Here is a 14,471-nt window from a genome sequence, read left to right as displayed (position 1 = left end):
CGTCACTCCTTGTTAGACGCCAAAAAGCAGATGATTAACAGTGTAGATAACCAACCCAGCCAGTGCACCCACGACCGTGCCGTTGAGGCGAATGAACTGCAGGTCCTTGCCCACCATGAGCTCGATGTTCTCGGAAGCCTCCTGAGCATCCCAGCGCTTAATGGTCTCCGGGATAATCGCGATGATCTCCGGTGCGAACTTCTCCACCGCGTAGCGCGCGGCCTTGTCCACGAACGCATTGGCCTGGGCCAGGAACTCCGAATCCTCCAGCAGCCGGTGCGCCATTTCTTTCACCTTGGCGGTCATCTTCTGGCGCAGGAAGGACTCCGGGTCAGTGAGCTGCTCAATAAGCGTGGAGGAGACCGTCGCCCACATTGCCGCCGGGGCCTTCTGCGCCTGATCGGAAGCCAGCATTTCCTGCTTGATTCCCTCGATGCGCCCGCGCATATCTTCATCCCACTGCAGGTCCGAGGCCAGCTTGGACAGGTTACGGCGAATGGCCAGGCGGGCCTCGTGGTTGCCGTTGCGGCGAACCTCATCGGCGAACTCCACGAGCTCGGCGTAGACCTTCTCCCCCACCATCTCGCGGGCAAAGCGCGGCGCCCAGCCGGGCATGCGCTCATCGATGGCGGTGACCACCGTGGATTCCATGCCGAGGATCTTGCCGTGCGCCCAGTCAATGAGGTCATCCTCCAACGGGCGCGCCTTGCCTTCCGCGATATAGCCCTCCAGCAGACGGCCCAGCGGCGGGCCCCACTCGGGTTCTGCCAGACGGGCCATGACCTGAGTGCGGATGAATTGCTCTGCCTCCGCCGGGTCTAGGTCTGCGACCACGCTGGCTGCGCGCTCACCAATCCACGCGGAGACCTCCTCCGCCCGCCCAGGCTCTACGCCCTGGCGCGCCAGCCACAGCGGCAGCTCCGCCTCACGCACCTTGGCGCTGAGTGCATCCGCGGTGAGGAAGTTCTCCTCCACGAAGTCCTTGAGCGCATCACCCACGCGGTCCTTGTTGTTGGGGATGAGCGCGGTGTGCGGGATGGGCAGCCCCATCGGCCGGCGGAACAGCGCGGTCACGGCGAACCAGTCCGCCAATCCACCGACCATTCCTGCCTCCGCCGCCGCGCGCACGTAGCCCACCCAGACGGGAGCCCCGCTTGCCGACGCCTGCCACCACGAGCACCCCAAAAAGATCACCGCCGCACCAATCAGGAAGGACAGCGCAATCGCCTTCCAGCGGCGCAGGTCCGCCCGGCGCGCCTCCTGGTTTCCTGGCTGCGGCACAAACGACGTCTGCGACGCCGACGTTTCCCGAGCCGGCTCAAGCCCTGCGTCCGCGCGGTGCGTCATGGGTTGGTTCTCCTTGGGTCTGCGTAATGATGGGGAATAGTGAATCCATTAATCAACATTAGTGGGTGTACCGGACACATTCGATAGCCACCAACACTAAGATCGACTCCTAGCTTTATGAACGCCAGCCTGCCGAGAGCCCGTTTGTGGTTCCGTGATTCACGCCCCCTTGCAGTGACGCACCAGGGCATCTTTCGTGTTGGTGTAGCCGAGAGCGGTTGCCACGTCCTTGCCGTAGAACAGGACCTGCCCGCCCGAGGTGATGGTTCGGATCGTACCGAACTCGTGGTTGGTGAACGCATGTCGCGCGGTAGCCATGACCGACTCCTTTTCCGAGAGCCGAGTAGACAATCGCGGGCGCGGAATGCGCCAGGCTCTCACCTGTCAGGCACGGCAGGCACCGAAACCGGACACGGCGTGAGGAAGGCTCTCGCCCATACGCCCCCGAGCACCGACAAATCCGGACGGGTCAGAAGGCACACTGGTGTGTGAACGTACCGATGGCCCCGTGCCCCGTGCTCTTGTTTCGGCGTCATCAACCAGGTAGCCTTGCAATCAACATGACCGGTTCCGCTGCCCGCCTCGGTGGGAGTCCAGGGCCGGTCTTCGTTTTTGTATCAAACAGGGGTGCGCGTGGAGCAGGTGAAGCAATTCAAGACCTACGGTGAACAAACACCGAGCCCTAGCCGGAATCAAAGGCTATGAAACCGACCTTGTTAACTTGCCTGCTAACGAAGTAATTGGGCATTACCGCAGGCTATTCACCATTGAGAAATCGTTTCGGATGTCGAAATCAGACCTGAAAGCACGCCCAATCTTCGCCAGGAAACAAGACTCGGTCACCGCACATCTCAACATTGGTGGCGAAACCATCCACGCCGCCGTACCACTACCCCCGGAAATCCAAACCCTCGTCAACACCATCACCGCCCCAACCCTTCGGCACTAATTTGAGCCAAGTCAGGTTAGTGTTCGCGTCGCTCCCTGCGGCGCCATTCACGCGTATGGCGCCGTAGGGGCGTCGTCAAGCGCCCGCTCCCCCCCTCACCCTGCGCACCCATCCCAAACGCCAGCAACCCCCACCTCCTCACATGGTCTCCCATGTGTGTTTGGAGGTGGGGGTTGTTGTGGTGTCAGTACAGAAACTTAGGCGTTCAACGTCCTAGGAGGTGCCTAGTTGATGCGGCCGGTTTCCTTGCGGTACTGGCGGTAGTAGCGGCGGCCGAAGTGGACGGAGCCGACTGCCAGGATGGCAACAACGACGAGCGCGATAGCGCCGACGATGATGTTGATTTGGTAGTCAGCACCAGCGGTGCCCTCCGGGTAGAGCCACGTACCGAGGCCCCAAATGAGGATGCCGGCTGCCGGCAGGAGCGAGAGAATCAGGCCCATGCCCACCCAGGTGGAGGTACGCAGCAACGAAGAGTGCGGCGCACCGTAGGATACGGGCTCGTAGCCCTCGATGTAGGAGTCCTGGATCTTGCCGGAGAACTCCGGGTAGGTCTCGCTGTGGTGATCAGCTACTGCCGGGTTGAGGTCGCTCATGGCTGAAACTTTCTCTCGTTCCTGTTAATCCTGTGAATGACTATAGCTTAGTCGTCCTTGCCGCGGAAAGCAGCACGTGCACGTTCGCGGGTAACCGCGGAAACCGCGGTCAGCGGCACACCAGCCGGGCACACATCAGCGCACTCGCCGTAGAGCGAGCAGTGGCCGAAGTTCTGCTCTAGATCGTCCACCATGTTGCGTGCGCGGCGGCCACGCTCTTCCTTGCCCAGCGGCATGAGGGAGAGGTGAACCAGCTTGGCGCCGGTGAACAGGTGAGCAGCACCGTTCGGGCAGGATGCCACGCAGGCACCGCAGCCGATGCAGGCAGCGTGATCCAGGGCGTACTCAGAGGTCTCGTGATTGATGTGCAGGGTGTCAGCATCCGGAGCGGTACCCGCATCCATGGACACGTAGCCGCCCTGCTCCATGACGTGGTCCAGCTTGGAGCGGTCCACGATCATGTCCTTGATCACCGGGTAGGCAGCGGAGCGGAAAGGCTCCAGCTTGATAGTGTCGCCGTCCTTGAACTGGAACAGGCGCTGCTGGCAGGCCGGGGTGTTCTGGCCTGGGCCGTGCGGGCGACCGTTGACCAGAAGGCCACAGGTACCACAGATGCCCTCACGGCAGTCGGAAGCGAATGCGAACGGCTCCTTGCCGGCCTCGATGAGGCCGTCGTTGACGTGGTCGAGCAACTCCAAGATGGACATCTGCTCGGCGGCGTCGTCAACCTGCACGGTTTCAAACTTGCCTTCTTGCGTCGGTCCGGCTTGACGCCAGATCTCAAGTGTCAGTTTCATTACTTGTAGTTCCTTGTCATCAGCGGGATCGAATCAAAGTACAGCGGCTCGGCGTGGCGGATGAACTCGCCCTCAGCAGCGCCCGGCTCCCATGCGGAGACGAAGCACCAGTTCTCGTCATCACGCTCGGCCTCGCCGTCCTCGGAGAGGTGGTCATCACGGAAGTGAGCACCACAGGACTCGTCGCGGTCGAGAGCGTCGATGCACATGAGCTCGCCCAGGTCGATGTAGTCAGCAACGCGCAGACCGTACTCGAGAACCTGGTTCATGTCATTGGCGTCGCCAGTAATGCGCACGTTAGCCCAGAATTCCTTGCGCAGTGCGCGAACCTTCTCGATGGCAACCTTGAGGTCCTCGACGTTACGGGACACGCCACAACCCCAGTAGAGGATGTCACCCAGCTGGCGGTGGTAGTACGCCGGGCCGTGCGGATCCTGACCCTGGATGGACATGAGGCGGTCGATGCGAGCCTGTGCGCGAGCAACAGTCTCGTTGGCCTCTGCCGAGTCCTCAGCCAGCTTGGCCTCACCCAGGTGGTGGGCCAGGTAGTTCGGGATGGTGAACGGCAGGGTGAACCAGCCGTCGACGGAAGCGGACAGCAGGGAGTTAGCACCCAGGCGGTTCGCACCGTGGTACGTCCAGGAGCACTCACCGGCGGCGAAGAGGCCGTCGATGGTGGTCATCTCATTGAAGTCCGTCCACAGGCCGCCCATGGTGAAGTGGCAGGTCGGAGCGATACGCATCGGGGTCTCATAAGCGGACTCACCAATGGCCTCTTCGTACATTTCGATGAGGTTGGAGTAGCGCTCGCGGATCTTGTCCTTGCCCAGGCGCTCGATGGCGTCGCGGAAGTCCAGGTACACGGAGTTGTGCAGCGGACCAACGCCCAGACCCTTGTTGATCTGCTGGGAGATGGCGCGGGAAGCCACGTCACGCGGGACGAGGTTACCGAAGGCCGGGTAGCGGCGCTCCAGGAAGTAGTCGCGCTCCTCTTCCGGAATCTCGTTGGCAGGACGGTCATCCTTCTCCTTGATCGGAGACCAGATGCGGCCGTCGTTACGCAGCGACTCGGACATGAGGATGGTCTTGGACTGCCACTCGGAGTTGACCGGCAGGCCAGTCGGGTGGAACTGGATGAATGCCGGGGAAGCCAGGTAAGCACCGTTCTCGTACGCACGCATCATGGCGCCGGCGTTCGAGTTCTTGGCCAGCGTGGACATGTGGTAGACGTTGCCATAACCGCCGGTACCGAGGATGACTGCGTGGCCGGTGAAGGCCTTGAGCTCGCCGGTGATGAGGTTACGGGTCACGATGCCGCCGGCGCGCTTCTTGCCGCCGTCGGTGTAGGTAATGATGTCCTGCAGGTCGTGGTGAGCGAAGAGCTCCACGTTGCCCAGACCAATCTGGCGGTAGAGCGCAGACGTGGTGGACAGCTGCAGCTGCTGGCCTGTTTGGCCACGGGTGTAGTAGGTACGGGAGACCTGCACGCCACCGAAGGAACGGGTAGCCAGGGTGCCGCCGTACTCGCGAGCGAACGGAGCGCCGATGGCGTTCATGTGGTCGATGACGCGGATGGACTCATAAGCCAAGCGCCAGCAGTCGGACTCGCGGCAGCGGTAGTCACCACCCTTAACGGTGTCCTTGGTATGGCGGTAAGCGGAGTCGTTATCCACCTTCTTGTGGCGGGAGGAGTTCACACCACCCTGCGCAGCAATGGAGTGCGCACGGCGCGGTGAATCGTGGTAGGTGAAGACCTTGACCTTGTAGCCCAGCTCGCCGAGAGCAGCGGCGGCGGAACCAGCGGACAGGCCGGTACCGACAACGATGATCTCGAACTTGCGGCGGTTCAGCGGGGAGACGAGCTCCATGTGGTCCTTCTGGTAGCTCCACATGTCCTTCATCGGGACGCCGTGCGGCTCGTGGGACTCCAGGATGCGGCCCGGCTTAACGCCCGGGACGATGGACTGCGGGTGCGAGAAGTCAGGGTGCTCGCGCTTGAGTTCAGTGTTCGCGTTAGTCATGGGTTCAAAACTCCTTTAGCTGACCCAGCCCAGGGCGACGGACAACGGCATAACAATGTTTGCCAGGCACACGACGGCCGGGACGATGTACGCCAGGACAACAAAAACCTCGCGCCACTTTGCACCGGTGATGCCCAGGTCAGAAGCCGCAAGGCGGATACCGTGGGTCAGGTGTAGGAAGAGGCACAGCATGGCGACGATGTAGACGATGGTCACCGGCCAGCGCGAGAAGGTTGCGATCATGTTGGCCTTAACGGCACCGTGAGCAAAAGCTTCTGCTGCAACCGGCTGGACACCAATCGTCAGGTCCAGAAGGTGGAAGATGATGAACAGGAGAAGCACGACGCCGGTAACCAGCATGCTCTTGGTGGCAAAGGAATCCATGCCGCCCATCAGGTTCGTGCGCTTGAACTTGCCGCGGGATGCCTTCGAGCGAGCGGTCAAAGCAAAAGCGCCGTAAATGTGAGCGATCACGCAGGCCAGCAGGACGATGCGAATGATCCACAGTGCGTGACCGCTCGGGATCAGTGGCTCACCAAGATTACGCAGGTAAGCGCCGTAGGCATCGAGTGCTTCCTGGCCGTCGTGAGCCGGCAAGTAAAGCTTCAGGTTGCCGGCCATGTGTCCCACAACGAAGAGCGCGAAGAACAGACCGGTAATTGCCATCGTCAGTTTCAAAGCCCAGGACGGAATTCCTGGCTTAGGACGAATCGTTTCATTAGTAATACGGCCGTGAGCGAGGGCTTCACGGTCAGGATTTTTTACAGACATGACACCTCCATTGTCGCCCTTACCTTACGCAGACCTTTGCGCTGACCACTAGTTATATCTTTGCTTTGCATACCCCCTCCCCCTCCTATGGTCCCCGTATTTAAACGAGTTAAGGTAAGGATCACCTTAGGCGCCACACCTCTTTGACCGCTCTACCTTGATCACTTCCTTTTACGCAATATTGAGCTTGCGAAAACATTTCACGGATGAGACTTTTGTCACAGGGTGTGGCCTGAGTGACGACCCTACCCCTTTAGGTGTCAAACTTTCGCTTGGTATACACCCCTATCGCCCGCTCGGCACCCCGCCAGCACCCCCACTTCGCAGCGGAGTTAAAATACTTCACACATTCCTTGCAAAACAATTGTTATGACCGAAAGGCACTAGGTAACCTAGCTCACATGAGCAAGACATACGTGGGTTCGCGCCTGCGCCAGCTGCGCCGCGAACGTGATCTCAGCCAAGCTACTCTCGCCGCTACGCTGGGGCTTTCAGCTAGCTACGTCAATCAGATTGAACACGACGTACGCCCTCTTACCGTCCCGGTCTTGCTGAAAATCACTGAAGCCTTTGGTGTGGATGCCACGTTCTTCTCCCGTGATGATGATTCACGCCTACTTGCGGAAATCCAGGATGTCGTCCAAGACCAGGAAATCTGCCCCTCCCCCGTGGAGCTTCAGGAATTGTCCGAATTGGTCTACAACCACCCCACCGTCGCCCGCACGCTCGTGGATATCCACCGCCGCTACCGCAATATTCGTGACAAGCTCTCGCTCGCCACCGATACCCGCCGCTCGGACGGGAACCAGGCACTGTCCATGCCTCACGACGAAGTGCGGGACTTCTTTTATGCCCGGCAGAACTATCTCGACGAGTTGGATATCCACGCAGAAGAAACTGCCTCGGAGCTCAACGTCATCCCCTTCCACATTCGCGACATTGAACAGGCGCTTAATGAGCGGCTCACTTCCAAACACGGCGTGGAGATTCTCACGACCGATCGGATGGATGGCACCCTGCATCGCTTCGACAAGGAGAGTGGCACCCTTCGCCTTGCCAGCCGCCTGAGCGTGGGCCAGCGCGCCTTCCGTATGGCGGCAGAGTTGGGTTTCCTCGAGGCGGGCGCGCTAATCGACGCCCTCGTGGACGAAGAACCCTTCACCTCGGACGCCTCCATCAACCTGGCCAAGCGTGGAATTGCCAACTACTACGCCGCCGCCACACTGCTCCCCTACAGCCTCATCCACAGTGAGGCCGAGCAATCCGGGTATGACGTGGAGTACCTCTGCAACGTCTTTGGCGTGGGCTACGAGACAATTGCCTCGCGCCTCTCCACGCTGCAGCGCCCCAACAAGCGCGGAATCCCCTTTACTTTCGTGAGGGTTGATCGCGCCGGCAACATGTCCAAGCGCCAATCGGCCACGGGCGTGCACTTTTCCAATTCCGGTGGTACGTGCCCGCTGTGGAACGTATATGAGTCTTTCGCCCGCCCCAACACCATCTCGCGTCAGCTGGCGCAGATGCCGGATGGCCGCAACTACCTCTGGATTTCACGGACGGTGAGCTACCCCCAGGGCCGCTTCGGCGATACCAATAAACTCTTCTCTATCGGCTTGGGCTGCGAGGCGCGCCACGCCAGCCGCACGGTCTATGCCCAAGGCCTCAACCTCGATGCCCTTTCTGCCGCAACCCCCATCGGCGCCGGCTGCCGTACTTGTCCTCGCCAGAATTGTGCTCAACGCGCCTTCCCGGCCATTAATGAAGAGCTGGTGGTCGACGCCCACCGTTCAGCCGTCGCACCGTACTAATGAGCCAGTAGCGTTACGGCGCTAAAACCAACGCTCCCCCTCAATCCCTTTGCCGGGATTGAGGGGGAGCGTTCTTGTTTTGGCTTCTCGCCTTGGCCTTAGAGGTTAATCATGTGGCCGCCGATACCCTCGGCAGCTTCCTTCATAGCCTCAGACAGCGTCGGGTGAGTATGAATGTTGCGTCCGATTTCCTCAGCGGTGAGGTCGAAGCGCTGCGCCAGGGTCAGCTCCGGCAGCAGCTCGGAAACGTTGGAGCCCACCATGTGGCCGCCGATGAGCTCACCGAATTCGCCGTCAGCAATAAGCTTGACGAAGCCCGCGGTCTCATTCAGGCCGGCCGCCTTGCCGTTAGCGGAGAATGGGAAGGTAGCGACCTTAATGTCGCGGTCAGCGAACTTCTCACGAGCCTGCTCCTCGGTGTAGCCGAAGGAGGCAACCTGCGGGTTGCAGAAGGTGGCGCGTGGCATATTCATGTAGTCACCCAGCAGCTGGGTCTCAGCGCCGGCGATGACCTCAGCGGCCACGACACCCTGTGCCTCAGCCACGTGTGCGAGCTGCAGCTTCGCGGTGACGTCGCCAATGGCGTAGATGCCCTCAACGTTGGTGCGCATGTAGTCATCGATGGCAATGGCGCCGCGCTCGGTGAGCTCAACGCCGGTGTTCTCCAGGCCGAAGCCCTCGGTACGCGGGGCGAAGCCAATGGAGACCATGCAGCGGTCCACAGTCAGCGTATCGGTCTTGGAGCCGTCCTTGGACTCAACCTCAACGGTGACATTGTCGCCATTGTCCTTGATGGCGGTGGTCTTGTAGCCGGTCAGGAGCTTCACGCCGAGCTTCTTGTATTCCTTGGCGATGGCCTTGGAGACATCCTTATCCTCGTTCGGCAGGACGCGGTCCATGAACTCCACGATGGTCACGTCCACGCCGTAGTTGGCCAGAACGTAAGCAAACTCCATGCCGATGGCGCCTGCGCCAACGATCACCATGGAATCCGGAGCCTCATCGTTGAGGATCTGCTCCTCGAAGGACACGATGTTGCCGCCGATTTCCACGCCCGGAAGGGAACGAACGACGGAGCCGGTGGCGATAATGCAGTTATCAAAGGTAATGGTCTTACCCTTGTCATCACCCTCAGTAATCTCGATGGTCTTGGCGTCCTTGAAGGAGCCCAAGCCATTGATCTCCGTAATCTTGTTCTTCTTCATCAGGTAGTGCACACCCTTGACAATGCCCTCCGACACCTTGCGGGAGCGCTTGTGTGCAACTCCGAAGTCGAAGGAAACATCGCCGGAAATACCGAAGGCCTTAGCCTCATGGTTGAAGGTATGTGCAACCTCAGCATTCTTAAGAAGAGCCTTGGAGGGGATGCAGCCCACGTTGAGGCAGACACCGCCCCAGTACTGCTTCTCAATAACGGCAACCTTCTTGCCCAGCTGGGCAGCGCGGATGGCGGACACGTAGCCGCCGGGGCCCGCGCCGAGTACTACAACGTCAAAATGTTCATTAGTCACGTTCTACAGGATACGTAACTTTATGCTCGCTGTCCCACCACCCCCGCCCTGCACCCGCTGGACAGCGCATAGCAGTCAGGATGCTTTCAACACCTTCGGGCAAAAATAAACCCTTAACCCCCAAGAAGGGGATTAAGGGAAAGAAAACGAGGGCACAGCCCTCAACAAATGATTTAGAACAGGCCCCAGTCCAAGGCAGCCTTCGAGGAGGTGGAGGAGCCAGAGTGAGCGATCTGGCCCAGCACCTGGTTGATGGAAACGAGGATGGTGTCAAAAAAGTTCATTCTTCTTCTTTCTGTTGTTGTTCTAGCGGCGCGTACGGCTTCATGCGGCGCCCTCCAGCGAGGCCACAGCGATGCAGGACGGTCGCCGCCAAAAGCGGTCACGGTACCTAGCCCCACTAACGAAGGAGACGGCCGTTGCGTTACATAGCCCACGAATAGGCGCGGAAAGATTATGACACGGTTTTCACTTCAATACCACCATTCACTTTTATAACTTGGTATGTTTAGTCTGACTGCCCTTATCTTCGGGGGTGCTGGATTACCCATCTATCAGCGCTTTTGCCCACGTCAAGGGTGGTTTGTCCGGAGCATCTTTTAAACTTGCCCCTACACTTCCGCTCATCACTTAGAAAGCGAGATTCCATGAAGATTGCGCGCTCTCTCACGACGCTTGCGGCGGCCTCCGCCTTAGCCCTCGGCGCCGTCGTTTCCCCTATCGCCAGCGCATCCGACGTTAAACCGGATCAAATCAGCGGTGAGGCTACACCGTCCGATATTTCCGAGCTCGACCTTTACACCGAACTCGAGGAGTACCTGCCCAAGGATGAGGCCGGCAACCCATCGCCGTCCCGCGAGCAATATGAGGCTTCCTTCGACAAGCAGGTCACCTTTAAGAACGTCGACATCAAGAAAATCCCGGACAACAAAAAATGGATGGGCTACGTCTTCAAGTACTGGGATTATCGCCACATCGTTAAGACCATCAAGGCCACCGCTCCTGCAATGGATAACCGCGACGTCCCCCTCGCAGTGATCACCCCGGACGGTACCTTTGATGCTTCCCGCCCTACCCTCTACTTGCTCAACGGTGCCGGCGGCGCCGAGCAGGGCATGGACTGGATTGTCTCCACCGTGGCTAAGGATCTTGATCCGAAGACGGAGAAGACTCAAGACCTCGTTCACTATTACGCCAACCGTAACGTCAACGTTGTCATCCCGCAGGCGGGTGCTTTCTCCTACTACACCGACTGGCTGACCACCCCGGACCGCAGCTACCTCAAGGGCCCGCAGAAGTGGGAGACCTTCCTAACCAAGGAGCTTCCTGGCCCGCTGGAGAAGCACATTAACGGCAACGGCAAGCGCGGCATCGCCGGCATGTCCATGTCCGCAACCTCCTCGCTGGTGCTGGCTCAGCACAACCCGAACTTCTACGATGCCATCGGCTCCTACTCCGGTTGCGCTGCTACCTCGACGCCGCTGCCGAACTTCTACTCGCAACTCACGGTGAACCGCGGTGGCGGAAGCACCGAGCAGATGTGGGGACCAATGGGCGGTGACTACAACCGCTACAACGATGGCCTCATCAACGCCACGAAGAACAACATGGGCAACTCCAAGGTCTATGTTTCCGCCAACTCTGGTTTGGCTGGGGCAACTGACTTGGGCTCGTCCAAGATTGATGCCTTGGGCTCGTCCCAGGCCTTCAAGTCCTCCTCCACCCTCGTGGTTGAGGGCGGCGTAATCGAAGCAGCCATGAACGCCTGCACCCATGACCTGAAGGCAAAGATGGAGCGTGAGGGCGTCGACGCGGTCTTTAACCTGCGCAACACCGGTACCCACTCCTGGCCGGGCTGGCTGGATGACGTCAACTCCTCCTGGCCTACCTACGCACGCGCCTTTGGCCTTCCCGTTGATCCAGCCGAGCCGGTAGCGACTGCGTATTCAGCAGATGCGGATTCGGACGCTAACGAAAAGGCCGCCGATGCCGATAGTCAGGATGCGAAAAAGGCGGAGGCGGAAGCAGACACCGAAGGCCTCGCTGATTCCCTGCCAGAAGATCCTGCGGTGACCGAGCAGTAAGCTCTTTTCGCCGTACCAATTGTTGAATAAGGAACGTAATGAAGCGTCTTAGCTCTCTCCTCGCCGCCGGCGCGCTCAGCGCAGCCGCGCTGGTCAGCCCCGTTGCAGGTGCTGCCACCATCACCCCGCAGCAGGTTGCGGGTGACACTGCCCTATCCACCATCTCGGACCTGCAGGTCACCCCGGAGGTGGAGAGCCAGAAGTGGTATGACCACTACAAGGATGACGCCCGCGTTCTGAAGCTGGAGGCTACGTCGCCGGCGATGAACGGCCGCACCATTCCGCTGGCTGTCATCCCGGCCAAGAACCCGGACCGCCCGACGGTCTACCTGCTCAACGGCGCTGGTTCCGCCGAGCAGGATTCCGACTGGCTGTACATGTCCGATGTCGTGGATTTCTACGCGGACAAAGACGTCAACGTTGTGGTTCCGCAGGCAGGCGCCTTCTCCTACTACACCGACTGGCTGGAAGAGCCCAACGGCAAGTACCTCAAGGGCCCGCAGAAGTGGGAGACCTTCCTGACCAAGGAGCTTCCTGGCCCACTGGAGGAGCGTCTGAACGCAAGCAATAAGCGCGCCATCGCCGGCATGTCCATGTCTGCGACGTCCTCGCTGCTGCTTGCCCAGCACAATCAGGGCTTCTATGACGCGGTCGGTTCCTTCGCCGGCTGTGCCGCAACCGCCTACCCCACCGAGTATGAGTTCCTGCGCCTCACCGTCAACCGCGGTGGCGGCCAGCCGGAGCAGATGTGGGGCCCGATGGGCTCTGCCTACAACCGCTATAACGATGCCCTGATGAACTCCGAGAAGCTGCGTGGCACCAAGCTGTACATCTCCTCTGCATCGGGCTTCGCGGGTGAGCAGGATACCCCGTCTTATTACATCAACAAGGGATACAACCCGGCGGCTGCTTATCTGGGCTCAGCGCAGCTGCAGGTAGAAGGCGGCGTCATCGAGGCGGCCGTGAACCACTGCACCCACATGCTCAAGGCAAAGCTGGATCAGCAGAACATTCCGGCAAACTACAACTTCCGCAATGTGGGTACGCACTCCTGGCCGGGCTGGCGCGAGGACCTAGTGAAGTCCTGGCCTACCTTTGAGGAAGCCTTCAACTCCTAAACAGCAAGCCGCGCACGTCACACCGTGCGCGCTCCCCTGGCTTCGGACAAGCCGGACAAGGGCGGTAGGATAGCGGCATTATGAAGCTGCTATCCACCGCCCTTTCGCATATCTCAGCCGCTCGCGACCGCGCCGCACTCACTCGAGATAGCTACACGGGGGTGGATTTCAACCTCGGCTTCGAGGTCACCCACTATGACTTGGATCTGACCTACCGCGTGGAGCCCAACCTGCTCCAGGGTGAAGCCGTGCTCCATATTCGTGCGCTGGAGGACTTAGACAAGCTCACCCTCGACCTCGGCGGCGCCATGGTGGCTCGCCGTATCACGGCGAAGCACGCGCCGCGCGTGGCCAAATTCCGCCTGTCCGGCGGAAAGCTGCGCCTCAACTTCGCCGACTTGATCGCCGAAGGCCAAGAGTTTGAGGTTTGCATTCGGTATGGCGGAGCACCCCGCCCGCTGCGCACGCCGTGGGGTGACATCGGGTGGGAAGAAACAGAGTCAGGCTCGCTGGTGGCCAGCCAGCCCAACGGCGCGCCCAGCTGGTTCCCCTGTGATGACACCCCGTCGGCAAAGGCCACCTACGATATTCGCATCACCGCGGATGATCCTTTCGTTGTCATCTCCAACGGCAAGCTGGTCTCCCGCCGCCGCGCGGGCGGATCCATGACGCGCTGGCACTACCGCGTCAAGCACCCTATGGCCACCTATTTGGCCACGGTCCAGGTCGGCGAATACATCGACATTCCCCTCGGCCCCAACGTCCGCGCGTGGGCGCCGGCCCGCCTCAAGCAGGTGGTACTCGAAGAATTTGCCCAGCAGCAGGAGATGGTGGATTTCTACTCCGCACTCTTTGGCCACTACCCCTTCTCCGACTACCAAGTAGTCATCACCGACGATGAGCTGGAAATCCCACTCGAAGCCCAGGGCTTGTCCATCTTCGGCTCCAACCACGTCAAGGGTGATCACGTCTTCGAGCGGCTCATCGCGCACGAGCTCTCCCACCAGTGGTTCGGCAACTCTGTGGGCCTTTCGGAGTGGAAGGATATCTGGCTCAACGAAGGTTTCGCCTGCTACTGCGAGTGGCTGTGGTTCGAGCATGCGCATGGCCGCCCAGCACATGAATCGGCGCGCTCGCACTATCAGGTGCTGGCCCGCAAGAAGCAGGACATCGTGCTCAGTGATCCTGGTACGCGCGATATGTTTGATGACCGCGTCTACAAGCGCGGCGCTCTGACCGTCCACGCGCTGCGCCGTCTGTTGGGCGATGAGCTCTTCTTCCTCACAGTCCGTGAGTACCTCTCCGCCGCGCAGCATTCCACTGTGACCCCGGACGACCTGATCAGCCGTCTGCGTGCGGTGGCTGTTGATCCCTCTGCCGTGGACGCACTTCTGGATGAATGGCTCAACCACGAGGCGCTGCCTCAGTTCCCGGCTTAATACTGCGCTGCCATGCTCTAAACTGGGAGA

At 60.2% G+C, this 14,471-nt stretch carries 11 protein-coding genes; 4 read left to right on the top strand and 7 right to left on the bottom strand.

Translation table 11 applies throughout. The annotated features are described in order from the left end of the window. Nucleotides 1–12 precede the first annotated feature (12 nt). The 6 genes from HMPREF2967_RS11505 to HMPREF2967_RS11480 all read right to left on the bottom strand — a co-directional run bounded on the left by HMPREF2967_RS11505 (nucleotide 13) and on the right by HMPREF2967_RS11480 (nucleotide 6,481). On the bottom strand, nucleotides 13–1,347 hold the full coding sequence (locus HMPREF2967_RS11505) for a DUF445 domain-containing protein (protein WP_070624580.1): 1,335 nt from the start codon (nucleotides 1,345–1,347) through the stop codon (nucleotides 13–15). 159 nt (nucleotides 1,348–1,506) lie between these two features. After that, the gene (locus HMPREF2967_RS12905; RefSeq protein ID WP_230310907.1) at nucleotides 1,507–1,665 is read right to left on the bottom strand and encodes a BRO family protein; all 159 of its coding nucleotides are present in this window, start codon (nucleotides 1,663–1,665) and stop codon (nucleotides 1,507–1,509) included. A gap of 855 nt (nucleotides 1,666–2,520) precedes the next feature. Next, on the bottom strand, nucleotides 2,521–2,892 hold the full coding sequence (locus HMPREF2967_RS11495; RefSeq protein WP_070624582.1) for a hypothetical protein: 372 nt from the start codon (nucleotides 2,890–2,892) through the stop codon (nucleotides 2,521–2,523). A gap of 47 nt (nucleotides 2,893–2,939) precedes the next feature. Then, on the bottom strand, nucleotides 2,940–3,689 hold the full coding sequence (locus HMPREF2967_RS11490; protein WP_070534020.1) for a succinate dehydrogenase/fumarate reductase iron-sulfur subunit: 750 nt from the start codon (nucleotides 3,687–3,689) through the stop codon (nucleotides 2,940–2,942). After that, nucleotides 3,689–5,710, bottom strand: a complete 2,022-nt coding sequence (locus HMPREF2967_RS11485; RefSeq protein WP_070521219.1) for a fumarate reductase/succinate dehydrogenase flavoprotein subunit — start codon at nucleotides 5,708–5,710, stop codon at nucleotides 3,689–3,691. Before HMPREF2967_RS11485 ends, HMPREF2967_RS11490 begins: the two co-directional genes overlap by 1 nt. 15 nt (nucleotides 5,711–5,725) lie before the next feature. Continuing rightward, entirely contained in the window at nucleotides 5,726–6,481 is a 756-nt protein-coding gene (locus tag HMPREF2967_RS11480; RefSeq protein WP_070521222.1) for a succinate dehydrogenase cytochrome b subunit, read from the bottom strand. Nucleotides 6,482–6,882: 401 nt separating this feature from the next. On the opposite strand from HMPREF2967_RS11480, the gene ramB reads away from it, so the two are divergent. After that, nucleotides 6,883–8,289, top strand: coding sequence for an acetate metabolism transcriptional regulator RamB (gene ramB, locus HMPREF2967_RS11475; RefSeq protein WP_070686578.1), 1,407 nt, complete (start codon nucleotides 6,883–6,885; stop codon nucleotides 8,287–8,289). 98 nt (nucleotides 8,290–8,387) lie between these two features. On the opposite strand, the gene lpdA is transcribed toward ramB, so the two are convergent. After that, entirely contained in the window at nucleotides 8,388–9,800 is a 1,413-nt protein-coding gene (gene lpdA, locus HMPREF2967_RS11470; RefSeq protein ID WP_070561525.1) for a dihydrolipoyl dehydrogenase, read from the bottom strand. Between the two features lie 647 nt (nucleotides 9,801–10,447). On the opposite strand from lpdA, the gene HMPREF2967_RS11465 reads away from it, so the two are divergent. The 3 genes from HMPREF2967_RS11465 (at nucleotide 10,448) to HMPREF2967_RS11455 (ending at nucleotide 14,441) form a co-directional block, all read left to right on the top strand. After that, entirely contained in the window at nucleotides 10,448–11,884 is a 1,437-nt protein-coding gene (locus tag HMPREF2967_RS11465; protein ID WP_070686576.1) for an alpha/beta hydrolase, read from the top strand. 38 nt (nucleotides 11,885–11,922) lie between these two features. Beyond that, entirely contained in the window at nucleotides 11,923–13,002 is a 1,080-nt protein-coding gene (locus tag HMPREF2967_RS11460) for an alpha/beta hydrolase (RefSeq protein ID WP_070686574.1), read from the top strand. Nucleotides 13,003–13,082: 80 nt separating this feature from the next. Then, on the top strand, nucleotides 13,083–14,441 hold the full coding sequence (locus HMPREF2967_RS11455) for a M1 family metallopeptidase (RefSeq protein WP_070624586.1): 1,359 nt from the start codon (nucleotides 13,083–13,085) through the stop codon (nucleotides 14,439–14,441). The last annotated feature ends 30 nt before the right edge of the window (nucleotides 14,442–14,471 follow it).

The sequence above is a fragment of the Corynebacterium sp. HMSC059E07 genome (assembly GCF_001814395.1).
In the GTDB taxonomy this organism is placed as follows: Bacteria; Actinomycetota; Actinomycetes; order Mycobacteriales; family Mycobacteriaceae; genus Corynebacterium; species Corynebacterium hesseae.
Note: the sequence above shows the minus strand (reverse complement) of the source record. Positions and strands in the feature narration are given on the sequence as shown.

Excerpts from the sequence above, each read along its gene's own strand:
- HMPREF2967_RS11490 (WP_070534020.1), bottom strand. The coding sequence starts at position 3,689 with ATGAAACTGACACTTGAGATCTGGCGTCAAGCCGGACCGACGCAAGAA.
- HMPREF2967_RS11465 (WP_070686576.1), top strand. The coding sequence starts at position 10,448 with ATGAAGATTGCGCGCTCTCTCACGACGCTTGCGGCGGCCTCCGCCTTA.
- HMPREF2967_RS11495 (WP_070624582.1), bottom strand. The coding sequence starts at position 2,892 with ATGAGCGACCTCAACCCGGCAGTAGCTGATCACCACAGCGAGACCTAC.
- ramB (WP_070686578.1), top strand. The coding sequence starts at position 6,883 with ATGAGCAAGACATACGTGGGTTCGCGCCTGCGCCAGCTGCGCCGCGAA.
- HMPREF2967_RS11455 (WP_070624586.1), top strand. The coding sequence starts at position 13,083 with ATGAAGCTGCTATCCACCGCCCTTTCGCATATCTCAGCCGCTCGCGAC.
- HMPREF2967_RS11460 (WP_070686574.1), top strand. The coding sequence starts at position 11,923 with ATGAAGCGTCTTAGCTCTCTCCTCGCCGCCGGCGCGCTCAGCGCAGCC.
- HMPREF2967_RS12905 (WP_230310907.1), bottom strand. The coding sequence starts at position 1,665 with ATGGCTACCGCGCGACATGCGTTCACCAACCACGAGTTCGGTACGATC.
- HMPREF2967_RS11480 (WP_070521222.1), bottom strand. The coding sequence starts at position 6,481 with ATGTCTGTAAAAAATCCTGACCGTGAAGCCCTCGCTCACGGCCGTATT.
- HMPREF2967_RS11485 (WP_070521219.1), bottom strand. The coding sequence starts at position 5,710 with ATGACTAACGCGAACACTGAACTCAAGCGCGAGCACCCTGACTTCTCG.
- HMPREF2967_RS11505 (WP_070624580.1), bottom strand. The coding sequence starts at position 1,347 with ATGACGCACCGCGCGGACGCAGGGCTTGAGCCGGCTCGGGAAACGTCG.